8 protein-coding genes are annotated in these 15,709 nt (G+C 72.5%); 4 read left to right on the top strand and 4 right to left on the bottom strand.

Annotated elements, in window-relative coordinates; all coding sequences use genetic code 11:
• Positions 1 to 22 precede the first annotated feature (22 nt).
• Positions 23 to 2,365 (top strand): molybdopterin-dependent oxidoreductase, encoded by a 2,343-nt coding sequence (locus ACZ7CH_RS40080; RefSeq protein WP_470376356.1) that lies wholly within the window; start codon positions 23 to 25, stop codon positions 2,363 to 2,365.
• Positions 2,366 to 2,461: 96 nt separating this feature from the next.
• A complete protein-coding gene (locus tag ACZ7CH_RS40075; protein ID WP_360401138.1) occupies positions 2,462 to 3,097 on the top strand; it encodes a hypothetical protein in 636 nt (211 codons plus the stop codon).
• A gap of 64 nt (positions 3,098 to 3,161) precedes the next feature.
• Here ACZ7CH_RS40075 and ACZ7CH_RS40070 read toward each other — a convergent pair whose 3' ends face one another.
• Together ACZ7CH_RS40070 and ACZ7CH_RS40065 are read right to left on the bottom strand one after the other, a co-directional pair.
• Entirely contained in the window at positions 3,162 to 4,760 is a 1,599-nt protein-coding gene (locus ACZ7CH_RS40070; protein WP_470376355.1) for an aldehyde dehydrogenase family protein, read from the bottom strand.
• Complete coding sequence (locus ACZ7CH_RS40065) at positions 4,757 to 12,022, bottom strand: SDR family NAD(P)-dependent oxidoreductase (protein WP_470376354.1); 7,266 nt, start codon at positions 12,020 to 12,022, stop codon at positions 4,757 to 4,759. Before ACZ7CH_RS40065 ends, ACZ7CH_RS40070 begins: the two co-directional genes overlap by 4 nt.
• 142 nt (positions 12,023 to 12,164) lie before the next feature.
• Here ACZ7CH_RS40065 and ACZ7CH_RS40060 point away from each other — a divergent pair, with 142 nt between their 5' ends.
• Both ACZ7CH_RS40060 and ACZ7CH_RS40055 read left to right on the top strand, forming a co-directional pair.
• Positions 12,165 to 12,329: a hypothetical protein gene (locus tag ACZ7CH_RS40060; RefSeq protein WP_360401129.1), complete on the top strand. Its 165-nt coding sequence runs from the start codon at positions 12,165 to 12,167 to the stop codon at positions 12,327 to 12,329.
• 136 nt (positions 12,330 to 12,465) lie between these two features.
• Complete coding sequence (locus ACZ7CH_RS40055; protein WP_470376353.1) at positions 12,466 to 13,674, top strand: NAD(P)/FAD-dependent oxidoreductase; 1,209 nt, start codon at positions 12,466 to 12,468, stop codon at positions 13,672 to 13,674.
• Positions 13,675 to 13,677: 3 nt separating this feature from the next.
• Here ACZ7CH_RS40055 and ACZ7CH_RS40050 read toward each other — a convergent pair whose 3' ends face one another.
• The gene (locus tag ACZ7CH_RS40050) at positions 13,678 to 14,649 is read right to left on the bottom strand and encodes an ArsO family NAD(P)H-dependent flavin-containing monooxygenase (RefSeq protein ID WP_458432123.1); all 972 of its coding nucleotides are present in this window, start codon (positions 14,647 to 14,649) and stop codon (positions 13,678 to 13,680) included.
• Positions 14,636 to 15,709, bottom strand: coding sequence for an ACR3 family arsenite efflux transporter (gene arsB, locus ACZ7CH_RS40045; protein ID WP_470376352.1), 1,074 nt, complete (start codon positions 15,707 to 15,709; stop codon positions 14,636 to 14,638). Before arsB ends, ACZ7CH_RS40050 begins: the two co-directional genes overlap by 14 nt.

Raw genomic sequence — 15,709 nt, 5'->3', positions numbered from 1 at the left:
ACTTCGGTGGCAGAGGTGATGCATGGTCGAGCAACGCATGTCGGTCGCGACCCATTGGGGCAGTTTCGTCGCCGTGGTCGAGTCCGGCCGGTTGGTGCGGATCGAGCCGAAGCCCGGTGACCCCGCTCCCTCCCCCATCGGCCCCGGGATGGTGCGGGCCGCCGACGACAGCGCGCGCGTGCTGCGCCCCGCCGTGCGCAAGGGCTGGTTGGACGGCGAGCCGCGCGACCGCGGCACCGCCAGGGGCTCCGACGCCTTCGTCGAGGTGAGCTGGGACCGTGCGATCACGCTGGTGAGCGACGAGCTCCGCCGGGTCCGCGCAGAGCACGGGGACACCGCGGTGTTCGGCGGGTCCTACGGGTGGGCGAGCGCGGGCAGGTTCCACCACGCGCAGGGACAGCTGCACCGGTTCCTGGCGCTGGGCGGGGGCTTCACCGACTCGCGCAACACCTACAGCACCGCGGCTCTGGAGGTCATCCTCCCCCATGTGATCGGCGGGCACCCGTGGAGCTACCAGAGCCGGATGCCGATGTGGGACGAGATAGCCGAGCACTGCGAGCTCGTGGTGGCGTTCGGCGGGCTCGCCCTCAAGAACAGCCAGATCAACCCCGGCGGGCTGGCCCGGCACCAGACGCGGGACCTGCAGCGCCGGTGCCGCGAGGCCGGCGTCCAGTTCGTGAACATCAGCCCGATCCGCAGCGACACCGCCGGGTTCCTCGACGCCGAGTGGCTGCCCGTCGTCCCCAACACCGACACCGCCGCGATGCTCGGCATCGCACACACGATGCTGGTCAACGGCTGGCACGACGAGGACTTCCTGAGCCGGTGCTGCGTCGGGTTCGACCGCTTCGCCGCCTACCTGACCGGCGAGCTCGACGGCGTCCGCAAGGACGCGGCCTGGGCCGCGGGGATCACCGGCCTCGACCAGGACGTGCTCACCGGTCTCGCCCGCCGCCTCACCGCGCAGCGGTCACTCATCATGGTCAACTACGCGGTGCAACGCGCGGACCACGGTGAACAACCGATCTGGATGTCCGTCGTGCTGGCCGCCATGGCGGGCTCCCTGGGCCGGCCCGGCTGCGGCTGGGGTGCGGGCTACGCGACGATGGACGCGACCGGCGTCGCTCCGGACCGCCCGTTCGTCGGGACCATCCCCGCGGTCCCCAACCCGGTTCCCGACTTCATCCCCGTCGCCAGGATCGCCGACGCCCTGCTGCACCCCGGTGAGGTCATCGACTACGACGGCAGCAGGCTCACGCTGCCCGAGCTCCGCCTCGTCTACTGGTGCGGGGGCAACCCGTTCCACCACCACCAGGACCTGCACCGGTTGACCCGCGCGTGGCAGGTTCCCGACACGGTCGTGGTGCACGAAGCCTGGTGGAACACGACGGCCAAGTTCGCGGACATCGTCCTGCCCGTCGCCACCAGCCTCGAACGCGACGACTTCGCCGCCGGTTTCTCCGACCCCCACCTCGTCGCGATGCCGAAGGTCCGCGAGCCCGCCGGCGAGTCGCGCACCGACCACCACATCTTCGCCGACCTGGCCGCCCGGCTCGGGTACCACGAGGAGTTCACCGAGTCGCGCTCCGAGCTCGACTGGGTCCGCCACCTCTACGAGGAGACGAAGGCCCAGCTCGGTGACACCGCCGCGCTGCCGGACTTCGACGACTTCTGGCGCAGCTCCACCGCCGCGCTGCCGGCCTCGACCGGACCGTTCCCCGGCAGCTTCGCAGCCCTCCGCTCGGATCCGCGGCAGTTCCCCCTGACCACGCCGTCGGGCCGGATCGAGATCTTCTCCGAGGAGATCGACTCGTTCGGCTACGACGACTGCGCAGGGCACCCCACGTGGTTCGAGCCGGTGGAGTGGCTCCGCGCCGGGCTGGCGGACCGGTTCCCGCTGCACCTGATCTCGAACCAGCCCGCCTCACGCCTGCACAGCCAGTACGACAACGGCGGCCACAGCCTCGCCTCGAAGATCCGCGGGCGCGAACCCGTGACGATCAACCCCTCGGACGCCGCGGCGCGCGGCATCGAGGACGGCATGGTCGTGCGCGTCCACAACGACCGGGGGAGCTGCCTCGCGGGCGCGGTCCTGTCGGACGACGTCATGCCCGGTGTCGTGCAGCTGTCCACCGGAGCGTGGTGGGACCCGGTCGAGCCGGGCGTGAGCGGGACGCTGGACCGCCACGGCAACCCGAACGCCCTCACCGCGGACCGGCCGTGCTCGCGCCTGTCCCAGGGACCCAGCGCCCACAGCGTTCTCGTCGACGTCGAACCCCATGACGGCCCGCTCCCCGACGTGCTGGCCTTCACCCCGCCGCGGATTCTGGGTGATCAGCACCAAAACCCGTTGCGGCACACGTGAACCTCCTCTTTCGAGTTACGTGCGGCGAAGTTCTCCCCGGAATGCGTGACACTGGGGATCATGGCGATCACTCGACGCATGTTTGTCAGCGGCGCAATGGCGGCGCCTGTTCTCGCGCAGCTGCACGGAGGGACGTCCGCGAGCGCGAGCCCGACCGCTGACGCGGCGTTCACGCTGCTGGACGGACTGGGTGAGATGCGGCTGACCGACGTCGCGCGCGAGCGGCTCGCGACGGAGAAGATCGAGGTGCAGGCCCTGGCGCCGGCCACCGCGATCGTGGGGGCGGACGGCACGACCGTCGTCGGCGTCAAGCTCCCCCCGGAGTACAGCACCGGCACCATCAGCCCGGTGGGGCAACCCGGGAAGGGGTCCGGACGCGCGCTGGGCGGGGTGGTGCTGCGCAACGCGAAAGCCCGGATGGAGATCGCCGGAATCCGGGGATCGGTTCCGGACGGGCGGGTCTTCGCCTTCCTGAAGATCAACGACCAGTGGGTCGGCGAGCTGCCGCTGTACGCCGGCGATGTCAGCGCGGTGAGGCTGTCCGTGCAACCGGGGGCGCCGGGTCAGCCGACCGTGATCAAGGGCAGCAACATCCCGATCACCCCCACCAAGGAGGGCGTGGACGCCTTCACGAAGGCTTTCGGCGTTGCGTTGTTCTCCGTCACGGACACGGTGTTCACCGCGACGGGCGGGGGCCGTGCGTGGCCCGTGCCGGACTCACTGCCCGTCTGACCACTTCGGAACGACGACCACCGGCGCACCGGGAGAACCCCGTGCGCCGGTGGTCGTCTTCGTGTCAGTTCACCCCCATGACGGCTTCCCAGGGGTGGGTCCTGGTCGTGGCGATGGCGACGGCCTGGAGGCGGCTGGCGCGCAGGAAGGGGTAGGCGGCCTCACCGTGCGGGCCTCCGCTGTCCCCGGTGCCGCCGAGCCCCGGCGTGTACGGGGCGTGGGCCATGTGGGAGTCGTTGACCTTGAGCACTCCCCCGTTGGTCACCGCCGTGGTGAACCGCTCGACCACCTCCCGGCTCTCCGCCCACAGGGAGTTGCGCAGACCGAACCTGTTGCCGTTGAGGAACCCGATGCAGCGGTCGAGCAGGTCAGGACCGTCCTCCGGCACCACCACCGACAGCAGCGGGAAGAAGCATTCCTCGCGCACGGCGGACATGGTCTCGGCGAGCTCGAAGCCGTCGATGCGCACCACGGTCGGTTCGATGAACAGCCCCTGGGGATCGGGTTCGCCGCGCAGGTCGATCTGCGCGCCACCGCAGACCTTCGTGGCGCCCGCGCGCAACGCCTCGTCGAGGCAGCGCCGGAAGGCCGTGGCGCGCAGGACGGGGCTGAGCACCGTGTCGGAGTCCTCCGGGTCACCGGGGCGCAGCGCGGACGCGGCCTCCCGCAGCCGGGCGAGCAGCTGGTCGGCGACGGCGGGGTGGACGACGGCGTACTTCGGGCCGATGCAGGCCTGGCCGGAGGCGTAGAACGACTCGACCAGCGCCGCGGTGGCGTGTTCGAGGTCGGCGTCGTGCCACACCAGCAGGCCGTCGTTGCCGGACAGCTCCAGGATCGCTCGCTTGCCCCGCTCCACGCACTCGCGTTCCAGTGCCAGCCCGCGGGCGCTGGAGCCGAAGTAGTAGATGGTGTTCACCAGCGGGCTGTCCAGCCACTGCCGCATGGTGACCTCGAAGTCGGCGCACAACACGTTGATCGTTCCCGGCGGCGCCCCGTTCGCCTCCAACGCCGGGATGATGACGTTGTGCAGCGCGTGGGCCAGCGAGCTGGCACAGCTGCGCGGCACCCGGATCACCACGCTGTTGCCCGCCAGCAGCACCAGGGAGGCGATCAGCCCGTACAGCGGGACGTTGGCCGGCGGGTCGACGCAGACCACGCCGTCGGGCTGGCGTTGCAGCACGATCGTGTGGTGCGGCGTGCTGATCTCCTGCCGCAGCAGGGAACGCGCCAGCTCCAGGCTCTCCGGGCGGACGAGGTGCAGCACCGCGTTGAGCTGCGCCTCCGCCAGCAGGCGCGGGCACCCCTCCATGCGCATCAGCCGCGCGAGCTCCTCGCGGTGCTCCAGGAACCTCTCGTACAGGTCGCCGACGCACGCCAGGCGGTCGGTGAACGGCACCAGGCGCAGCCGCGCCGCCGCTTCCGCTGCCGCCCGCAGCGCTGCCTGCCCCTGTTCCGGCGTGGACAACGCGACCGAGCAGAGGATGTGCGGGTGGGCGTGCACCTCCTCCTCGGTGCCCTCGCGGAGCAGGCGGAACAGGGACGCCGCAGTGGTCCCGCCGGGGTCCAGGACGGCGCGCACGCTCATGCCGTACGCGCGTTCGTCGGTGTCGACGAGCGCGCCGCCGATGTAGAGCGGGAAGTGCCGCACGGTCGTCTGGGTCACTGGTCGTCCTCGGTCTTGAAGTAGGTGGCCAGGGAACGGGCCAGGTCGTCGATGCCGGTGCTCGCGACCACCCGCATGACCGGGATCTCCCGGCCGAACCGGCGCCGCATCTTGGTGACCAGCTCCGCACCCATCAGGGAGTCCACGCCCAGCTGGTCCAGCGGCCGGTTGCGGTCGATGCGGTCCGGTGCGACGCCCAGCACCTCGGCGAGCGTCTTCACGACGTGGTCGGCGACGAGCTCGACCGCCTCGTCCACCGAGGCCTCCCGCAGCCGGGCGACCAGGTCCTCGTCCTCGCCGTCAGCGGTCTGGTCGCCCCCTGTCAGCTCGCCGAGCCTCGGGGTGGTGAGGTGGGAGTAGAGGCGGCGCAGGAACTGGCCGTCGTGGCTCCACACCAATGCCACCTCGGGACCGCCGACCAGGTCGTCCAGCGCACGGCGCACGGCGCGCAGCGGCAGCAGGTTCAACCCCGCCCTGGTCACCGTCTTGGCCGTGGCCTCGTTGCGCGCGACGTAGCCGACCTCGGCGAGGGCACCCCAGGCGATCGCCTGCCCGGCCAGCCCCCTGGCGCGGCGAGCACGGGCCAGCGCTTCCAGGAAGAGGTTCCCCGCGCAGTAGGCGGCCTGACCGGCGTTGCCCACCACGGCCGCTCCCGAGGAGAACAGGAGGAAGAGGTCGAGGTCGTGGTCACCGGTGAGGCGGTCGACGACCATCGCGCCGGCCATCTTCGGTGCGAGCACGGCGCGGAACCGCTCCGGCGTCAGGTCCGCGATCATCGCGTCGTCGAGCACCATCGCCGCGTGCACCACGCCCCGCAGCGGGGCGCCACCGCCGTCGATGGCGTCGATGACAGCGCGCATGGCGGACTCGTCGGTCACGTCGGCGGCGTGCACGGACACCGCCACCTCCCGCGCGGTCAGCTCGGCGACGAGGTCCCCGGCCCCCGGCACGGCCGTTCCCCGCCGGTTCACCAGTGCGAGGTGCCTGGCCCCGCGGTCCACGAGCCAGCGCGCCGTCTCGGCACCGAACCCGCTCGCGCCACCGGTGACCAGGTAGGTGCCGCACGGGTCGGCCGCGAAGGCGCTCGACCGGGCAGCCCGCTCGACCGGTGGCCGCCGGTCGAAGGTGACGACCAGTTTGCCGATGTGCCGGGAGTGCTGGAGGGACCGGAACGCCTCTGCGGCCTGGGCAGCCGGGAACGCCCGGTGCGGGATGGGGTGGACGGCTCCCGACCGGACGTGGTCGATGATCCGGTCGTGCTCGGCGGCGATCTCCTGCAGCCGGTGGCTGCCCAGCTGGTCGACGTCCACGGCGAAGTAGCTGATGTTGTTGCGCAACGGGAACAGCGAGACGTTGCGGTCGCTGTAGAGGTCGCGCTTGCCGAGCTCGACGAACCGGCCGCCGAACCGCAACAGCTCCAGGCTGCGCCCGATGAACTCACCGCCCAGCGAGTTCAGCACCACGTCGACGCCCTGCCCGCCGGTGACGGCGAGCACGTCGGCGGCGAAGCTGAGGCTGCGCGAGTCGAAGACGTGCTCCACGCCGAGCAGCCTGAGGAAGTCGCGCTTCTCCTCGGTGCCCGCGGTGGCGATCACCGCGGCACCCAGGTGGCGGGCGCACTGGAGGGCTGCCAGCCCGACGCCACCGGCGGCGCCGTGCACCAGGACCGTCTCGCCCTTGGCGAGCCCGGCCTGGTTCACCAGCCCGTAGCTCGCGCTGATCAACGCGACGGGCATGGTCGCCGCGGCGACCAGGTCGATCCCGTCGGGCACCGGTCCCACCAGGTTCTCGTCCGCCAGCACGTGCGAGGCGAAGGAACCGGCGACGGACCCGAAGACCCGGTCACCCGGCCGGTACCGGGTCACGCCGGGGCCGACCGCCGTGACCACTCCCGCGCACTCGCCGCCGAGGTGCGTGCCGGTCATGCCGGCCTCCACCACCCAGCCCGGCAGCAGCCCGACCGCGAGCAGCGCGTCGCGGTAGTTGATGCCCGTCGCGCGGACCTCGACGGCGACCTGTCCGGGGCCGGGTTCCGGCATCTCCGCGGCCACCCACGCCAGCTCGTAGGACGGTCCCGCGTCACGGGCGATGAGCCGGTACGGGGTGGCGGGGTCGTCGGCAGCCGGTGCGGGCAGGTCGCGCAGCCGCGGCACGAACCGGCCCGACGCGGTGAGCACCACCTCGTCCTCGTCCGCCGGATCGAGGACCTCACGTGCGATCCGGTCGACCGGGACGTCGTGCCCGGCCGACACGCGCCGGATGCCGAGCAGGCTGTGTTCGGCGGCCACGGTGCGCGTGGCGCCCCAGAACGCGGCGCCGGCCGGGTCCGCGGCCCCCTCGGGCGCCGGGTTGACGCCGGTGGGGCGGCTGACCAGCCAGAGCCGCGTCACCGCTCCTGCGGGGAGCTCGGCCGACCTGACCGCGAGCGCGCGCACGAGCTCGAACCGCCGGGTGGTCGCCTCGACGGCGGCCGCCGGGTCCGGACCGGTCTCGGCGAGCACGAGCACCACATCGGTCTCGGAAGCGGTGAACCAGTCGGCTGTGCCGGTGCCGGCGGTGGTCCGCACCGCGTCGGCGCCCAGCTCCGCCAGCCTCGTCGTGAGCGTCGCGGCCAGTCCGTCGTCGGTGTCGTCCTCGGCGACGACCACGACACGGCCGGTGGTCGCGACGCTCGTCGCCTCCTGCACCGGAGCGGTGCGCGGCACCCTGCTCGCTGTCGTCAGCGAGCACAGCTCGCCTTCGAGGACCGTGCGCGCGGCGTGGAAACCGTTGCCCGGCAACAGGTCACGCCACTGCTGAGCGGACAGCACCGGCGAGGCGGGCCGCAGGTCGAGGTCGGTCATCGACCAGAACTCCGGTACCAGGCCGAACGGCAGGGCGAGCAGCAGCGGGTCGTGGGCCTCGACGAACAGCAGACGTCCGTTGTCGGTCAGCACCTCCGACACCGCGCGCAGCGCCGCACGCACGTCCTTGGCCGCGTGGAGGGCGTTCCCGGCGACCACCACGTCGAAGCCACCTGCCTCGACGTCGGGCTGGTCGAGGTCCAGGGTCCGGTACTCGACGAAGTCGTACCGCGCGAACCGTGCCTCCGCCGGAGCGAGGCAGACCTGCGAGACGTCCGTGAACACGTACCGCGTGCGGTCCGCCGGCAGCACGGGCAGCAACGCCGCGGTCAGCGCACCGGTGCCGCCGCCCACCTCGAGAATCCTGAGTGGACGATCCGCCGGCCACGCTTCGACCAAGGCGCGCATGACCTCCGCGGCGGCCTGGTTGCAAGACCGCAGTGACGGAGACAGGTCGTAGTGGTGCGCCAGGGTGTCGCTGCCATGCGCGGGAGAAAGGATGTCCAGCGCGTCGCGTTCACCGCGCAGCAGTGCGGCCAGGTGCAGGCCGCACCGGCCGAACAGGGTCAGGTCCGCGACGTGCTCGGGGAAGTCGGTGACCAGGCCCGCGAACGCGGGTTCGGCGACGTCGGGGCGGATCCGCCAGCGGGTGCGCCCCTGGAACTCACCGAGCCACTCCAGGTGGTCGTGGTCGGCGGCGAGTCCGGTCAGCAGGTCGAGCAGGCGGCCGAACTCCGGGCGCACTCCGGCGGCCAGCAGGTCGTCGGTGAAGAACACCTCCGCGCCGTCGAGGATGGTGGTGAACGCGCGCACCGTGAAGGCGGCGGTCGCCGCGAGCCGCCGTCGCCGCAGCTCCGCGTACCCGGTGACCGGCCGCCCCTCGACCAGGGGCGACGGGCAGGGCACCGCCGCGGTGGGCGGCAGGCCGCGCGGTGCGGCGCGGAGCTCGGTGTGCTGGCGCAGGACCACGCGCCGGCTGGGCACCTTGACCCGCAGGAACCGGCAGTCGAGCAGTTCCAGCTGAACGGTGCCCGCGTCGTCGGTGAGCGTGATGTCGGCCGAGGCCCAGGACTCCGCGAGCGTGCGGCAGCGGAAGTGCACGGCGCCGGTCTTGGTGGGCGGGCTCCACAAGCGGGCTGAGCCGACCGCCACGGGCAGGTAGGAGTCCTCGTCGGCGACGTGGCCGCGGCGGATGCGGCCGAGCTGGATCGCGGCCTGCGGGGCGACGTCGGTCCACGCCGGGTGCGCGTGGAACCCGGTGAGGTCCAGGTGGCCGCAGTCGTAGTCGGCCAGCACCTCCGTGCCGTCGACCCACAGGTCGGAGATGACGAGGAACTCGGGGCCGTAGCCGAGGCCGATCCGCTCACCGTCGGCGTACAGCGTCTCCCGGTCCACGTGCTCGCCCCTCCCGGCGAACCGCGTGCGCAGCTCGGCCAGGTCGAGCGGTGGCGGGGCCGGGGCCACCTGGCGGCGCACCCGCCCCCGTGCGTGGGTCAGCCACACCTTCCCCTCGGCCGAGCACGTGGCGACCCGGAAGACACCGTCCTCTTCGGACAGCGACACCTGCATGCGGGGCAACACGGACTCGTCGTCGGGAGCCACCAGCGGCTTGGTGATGTGCAGCTCCCTCACCTCCGCCGGTCCGTCGAACACGAGCTGCCCGGCCGCCCAGCCCATCTCCAGGTAGCCGGCCGCCGGCATGATCGGCGTCCCCGCCGCCCGGTGACCGGCCAGCCACGGCCACCGCGCAGGGTCCACGGTGGTCTGCCACGTCGGGTCGGAGACGGCGACCCGGTCCCCGAGCAGCACGTGGTCGGGCGGCGCGCTGGCACCGCCCCAGGTGTGCTGGTCGCCCAGCCAGAACCGCTCGCGCCGCCACGGGTAGGCGGGCGACGGCACGACCCGGCCCCGGCGGGGGAAGAACCGTTCCCCCGCGATCGGCACGCCCGCGGCCAGCGCGGACTCCACCGAGCTCAGCAGAGCGGCTGGTCCGGGCTCGTCGCGGGTGAGCGTCGGCAGCACGGCGAGCACGCTGTCCTTCGCCGCTCGCTTCAGGTACGTCCGCAGCACCGGTTTCGGCCCGATCTCGATGATCGTGTCGAACCCGGCCGCGACCAGGTGGTCGGTGGCCGCGGCGAACCGGACGGGCTCGCGGACGTTGCGCCACCAGTACCCGGCGTCCAGCCGCTCCCCCGCCAGGGGCGCGCCGGTGACCGTGGAGACGAAGTCGACGGTGGTGGCTTTCGGCGCCAGACCGGCCAGGTCCGCCAGCAACGGGGCGCGCACCGGTTCCATCGCCGTGCTGTGGAACGGGTAGTCCAGTTCGAGCAGGCGGCAGAAGACCTCGCGCTCGGCCAGCCGGTCGGCGAGGTCGTGCAGGTCGGCCCTCGGCCCGGCGACCGTGACGTCGTTCGCGCTGTTGATCCCCGCGATCTCCATACGCCCGTCGTACCGCGCGAGCAGGGCCTCGGTCTCGTCCTGCCCGAGGCTGACCGCGGCCATGGTGCCGGTGCCCGCGGTGGTCGCCTGGGCCCGGCTGCGCGCCACCACCAGCCGCACGGCCTGCTCCACGTCGTAGATCCCGGCGGTGAAAGCAGCGGCGACCTCACCCACGCTGTGGCCGTACACCGCTTCCGGCCGCAGGCCGCGTTCCGCGAGCACCGCCACGATGCCGGCCTGCACCGCGAAGAGAACGGGCTGGACCACGCTCGTGTCGTGGAACCGCGGCTCGGCCGACCGCAGCTCGTCGGCGACCGTCCAGCCGGCGAGCGGCGCCAGCACGGCGTCGATCCCGGCGACCGCGGCGGCGAACACCGGGTCGGTGTCGACGAGGTCGGCCGCCATGCCGGCCCACTGCGCGCCGTGACCGGAGAAGGCGAAGGCGACGCGGCCCCGCTCGGTCGCCCGCTGCGGCGGAACCTGCTTCGCCAGCCGTTGCCGCGCCTCGTCCGCGTCGGCGGCGAGCACCACCCGGCGGTGGGCGTGCTTCCCCCGTCGCTGGGAGGAGGTGTAGGCGAGGTCGGCGAAGTCCGTGCAATCGGCCAGCCGCCGGTCCATCCGGGCCACCGCGTCGGCCAGGGCGGCCTCGGTGTGCGCCGAGACGACGATCGGCACCGCGGTCGCCACGCGCAGCGCGGGCGGAGCCGCGGGTGGTTCCTCCAGGACGACGTGGACGTTCGCACCGCCGAACCCGAACGAGTTCACCCCGACCAACCGGCCCTCCGCCGGCCGCGACCGCTCCACCGGCGTCAGCGCCAGGCCGTCGAAGTCGATCTCCGTGCTGCGCGGGCTCGCGTGCGGGGTCGCGGGGATCTCGCCGTGGCGCAGCACGAGCACCGCCTTGCACAGCCCGGCCATGCCCGACGCCGGTTCCAGGTGCCCCAGGTTCGCCTTGACCGAGCCGATCGGGAGCGCCGCGCCGGTCCGGCGGAGTCCGAGGGCGCCGCCGATCGCCCGGCACTCGACCGGGTCGCCGATCGGCGTGCCGGTGCCGTGCGCCTCCAGGTAGGCCAGGTCGTCCGGGTCGAGCTCGAACCGGTCGTAGACCTGGCGCAGCAACGCTTCCTGGGCCGCACAGCTGGGCAGCACCAGCCCGCTGGTGTGCCCGTCGCTGTTCGTCCCGGACCCCGCGATCACGGCGTGGACGCGGTCGCCGTCGGCAACCGCGTCGGCCAGGCGCTTGAGGACCAGCACGCCACCGCCCTCGGCGCGGACGTACCCGTCGGACTGGGCCGAGAACGGGCGGCACCGCCCGGTCGGCGACAGGAACCCCGCCTTGGCGAACCCGACGTAGGTGATGGGGTTGAGCAGCAGGTTGACCCCGGCGGCGAAGGCGACGCGTCCGCCGCCGTGCCGCAGGTGCTCGCAGGCCAGGTGGACCGCGTTCAGCGACGAGGCGCACGCCGTGTCCACCTTGAGACTGGGCCCGTGCACGTCGAGCTGGTGGGACAGCCGGTTCGCCGTGTTGGACAGGGCGGCACCGGAGTTCGTGTAGGGACCGACCGCGGACGGGATGAGCATCTGCTGCCCTCCGTAGTCCAGCGCGGACACGCCGACGAACACGGCGGCATCCGTACCGGCCAGCGCCGCCGGGTCGATCCCGGCGTCGTCGAGCGCCTCGACACCCAGCTCCAGCAGCAGCCGCTGCTGGGGATCGATGCACACCGCCTCACGCGGGCTGATCCCGAAGAAGTCCGCGTCGAACCCGGTGATGTCGTCGAGGTAACCGCCCGCGAACGTGTAGGACTTGCCCGGCCGCATCTGGTTGGAGTCCCAGTACCGCTCGACGTCGAACCGGCCGGGCGGCGGCGCCCCGACCGCCTCACGCCCCGCGGCCAGCAGCGACCACAGCCCCTCCAGATCGCCGACCCCGCCGGGAAAACGACACGCCACGCCCACGATTGCGATCTTGTCCAGCACGCCCGGATCATTTCGGACCGCGGGTGCCGGATCCACGCTGGCGCAGGCACTCACCCGGATGACCAACCCATCAGGTGACACCGCCACCGCGTTTCGGTGGTGAAGCCGTCGGGAAGCCCGATGATCGACCGTGAGGAGGGCGATGGATCCCCGGAGTCGCAACGGCCTTGTGGGCATGGTCCTGGCGGCGGCTGCGTCGCTGACGACCCTGCTGCTCGGGTGGCCCCTGGTCGTGCCGATCCTGCTGTTCGCCGCCGGATGGCTGCTGGGGGGCTACGTGGTGTGGAACTCCCTGCGCCGCCGCTGACGCGAGACCACGTGCTGCTCGCCGGTGTGCAGCGGCAGCCGGCCGTCAGCACGTGAAGTGACCTGGGACACGTCGTGTCACGAAGTCCGGCGACGCGCCGTCTCCATGCCGATTCCCGAAAACGGAGGAGGCAGTCATGGCCGGCAGCACGCACGTGGTCGTTATCGGTGGCGGGTACGCGGGTGTCATGGCCGCGAACCGGCTGACGCAGCGCGAGGACGTCGCGGTCACGTTGGTCAACCCGCGGTCCGAGTTCGTGCACCGGGTGCGCCTGCACCAGCTGGTGGGCGGGTCGGACGCGGCGGTCGTCGCCTATGAGGACGTTCTGGCGCAGGGTGTCCGGCTCGTGGTGGACGCGGTGGACGTCATCGACGCGGCCGGGCGCCGGGTGCGGCTGTCCGACGGCTCGGCGCTCGGCTACGACTACCTCGTCTACGCCGTGGGCAGCGGCAACGCCGAGCCGGACGTGCCGGGGGCGGCTGAGTTCGCGTTCCCGATCGCCACGCTGGAGACGGCGCAGCGGCTGCGTTCGGTTCTCGCCGACACGGCCCTCGCCGCGCCGGTGACGGTGGTCGGAGCCGGTCCCACCGGCATCGAGACCGCGGCCGAGCTGGCGGAGCTGGGCCGCCGGGTCACGCTGGTGTGCGGCGGTGTTCTCGGCCCGTACCTGCACGCCCGCGGCCGGCGCGCGGTCGCACGGCGGCTGGCGGCGCTCGGCGTGACCGTGGTCGAGGGCGGCGACGCGAAGGTGACGGCGGTGACCAGGGACGCCGTGCGGCTGGCCGACGGCAGGGAGCTGGCGAGCGCGGTCACCGTGTGGACGGTGGGCTTCGCCGTTCCGGACCTGGCGTTGCGCAGCGGTCTCACCACCGACACGGCGGGCAGGCTGCTCACCGACGAGACGCTGACGAGCGTGGACGACGAGCGCGTCGTCGCGGCCGGGGACGCCATGGCGCCGTCCGGTCTGGCACTGCGGATGAGCTGCCTGAACGCGATCCCGACGGGTGCGCGCGCCGCCGACACCGTGCTCAGCCGGCTCGCGGGCGAGCAGCCGGAGCTCCTGCACCAGGGCTTCTACGCGCAGTGCATCAGCCTGGGCCGTGCGGCGGGCATCTTCCAGCTCGCCACCAGGTCCGACGTCGCGGTCGGCGTGCACGTCGGCGGCAGCCTCGGCGCCAAGGTCAAGGAGAGCATCTGCAAGGGCATCCCCGACCACCTGGCCGACGAGGGGCGCAAGCCCGGTTCGTACCGCCTGCACCGGTTGCGGGGCGGTGCCGAGAAGCGCCGGCGGCTGCTGGACGCGCACCGCGCCGGGCTCCAGGAGCCGGCCGCACAGCGGGTCTGACCGTCACGCGAGGGAGGCGGCGATCTTCGCGACGGTCGCTTTGGCGGTCGGCCCGACGCCGATGAGCGTGGCGGACGCCGGACCGGTCCAGCTGCCGTACCCGACCAGGTGCAGGCGTGGTTCCTCGACCGCGGTGGTGCCGTCGACGGCGATGCGGCCGTTGGCGGCGCGCAGCCGCAACGGTGCGAGGTGGCCGAGCGCGGCCCGGAAGCCGGTGCACCAGATGACGGCGTCAGCGTCGGCGAGGACGCCGTCATCCATCGGTGTGGCGACGAGGAGGCCGCTGTCGCGTGCCTCCCGCACGGCCGGCACCGCGACGATGTCACCGAGCTCGCCGACGCCGCCGTGGCGGGTGGCGATGTCGAACAGGGCCTTGCCGTCGATCTCGTCGGGCATGTACCGCGGTGGCCGGCGGGTCATCCACGTCAGCTCGGCGTGAGGCAGCAGGTCGGCCGCGATCTGCGCACCGGAGTTGCCGCCGCCGACCACGACGACCTTCCGGCCCGCGAACTCCTGTGGGCCGGCGTAGTCCACGGTGTGCAGCTGACGCCCAGGCAGCCGCACCGACGGCCGGAACGGCCGCCACCACGTGCCGGTCGCGCTGACGACGTGCCGTGCCGACCACGTTCCGTTGTCGGTGTGGACGAGCAGGCCGTGCTCGTCCCGGCCGACCTCGCGCACCTGGACCGGCCGCTGCACGGGGATGTCGTAGCGCTTCTCGTAGGCGGTGAGGTAGTCGACGACGTGCTGCGCGGTCGGGTAGCCGTCCGGGAACGGCGACATCGGCCAGCCGGGCAACGAGCTGTGGCGTGCGACGGAGAACAGCCGCAGCGAGTTCCACGTGAGCGGCCAGGCGCCGCCCGGCACGGGTCGTGCGTCGAGCACCACGTGGTCGATGCCCGCGCGGCGCAGGTAGAAGGCAGCAGCGAGCCCCGCCTGCCCGCCGCCGATCACCACGACGTCAGAGCTGGGCACGAGCTGCCCAGCGACGCCGGAGCCACAGGCTCACGTAGACGAGTGCGACGAGCACCGGAACCTCGATCAACGGACCGACCACGCCCGCGAGCGCCTGCCCGGAGGTCACGCCGAACACTCCGATCGCCACGGCGATGGCGAGCTCGAAGTTGTTGCCCGCCGCGGTGAACGCGAGCGTCGTGGTCCGCTCGTAGGAGAGCCCAGCGGCCTTGCCCAGCGCGTAGGAGCCGGCCCACATGATGGCGAAGTAGACCAGCAGCGGCAGAGCAATGCGGGCGACGTCGAGCGGGCGGCTGGTGATGTTCCCACCCTGCAGCGCGAACAGGATGACGATCGTGAACAGCAGCCCGCAGAGGGCGATCGGGCCGACGCGCGGCAGGTACTTCGCCTCGTACCACTCCCGACCCTTCGACCGCTCCCCCAGCTTGCGGCTGAGGTAGCCGGCCAGCAGCGGGATGCCGAGGAAGATGAGAACGGACTTGGCGATCTCCCACGCGGAGAAGTCGACGGATGCGGTGTCCAAGCCGAGCCGGCCGGGTAGCAGGTCGAGGTAGAACCAGCCGAGCACACCGAACATGACCACCTGGAACACCGAGTTCAGCGCGACGAGCACTGCGGCTGCCTCACGGTCGCCGCAGGCCAGGTCGTTCCAGATGATGACCATCGCGATGCAGCGGGCGAGGCCGACGACGACCAGTCCGGTGCGGTACTCGGGCAGGTCGGCCAGGAAGGTCCAGGCCAGCGCGAACATCAGCGCGGGCCCGAGGACCCAGTTCAGCACCAGCGACAGCAGCATCGTCCGCCGGTCGCGGGTGACGGTGCCGAGCTCGTCGTAGCGGACCTTCGCGAGCACCGGGTACATCATCAGCAGCAGGCCCAGGGCGATCGGCAGCGACACCTCGCCGATCCGCACCGCGTCCAGCACGCTCTGCAGGCCCGGCACCAACCGGCCGAGCAGCAGGCCTGCGACCACGGCGAGGCCGATCCACACCGGCAGCAGCCTGTCCAGGAAGGACAGTCGGTGCAGCACGTCCGGTGCTGCGGTCTGAGTGGTGCTCAA

This window comes from Lentzea sp. NPDC037011 (assembly GCF_055607425.1).
This window is presented reverse-complemented; position numbering and strand designations above follow the sequence as displayed.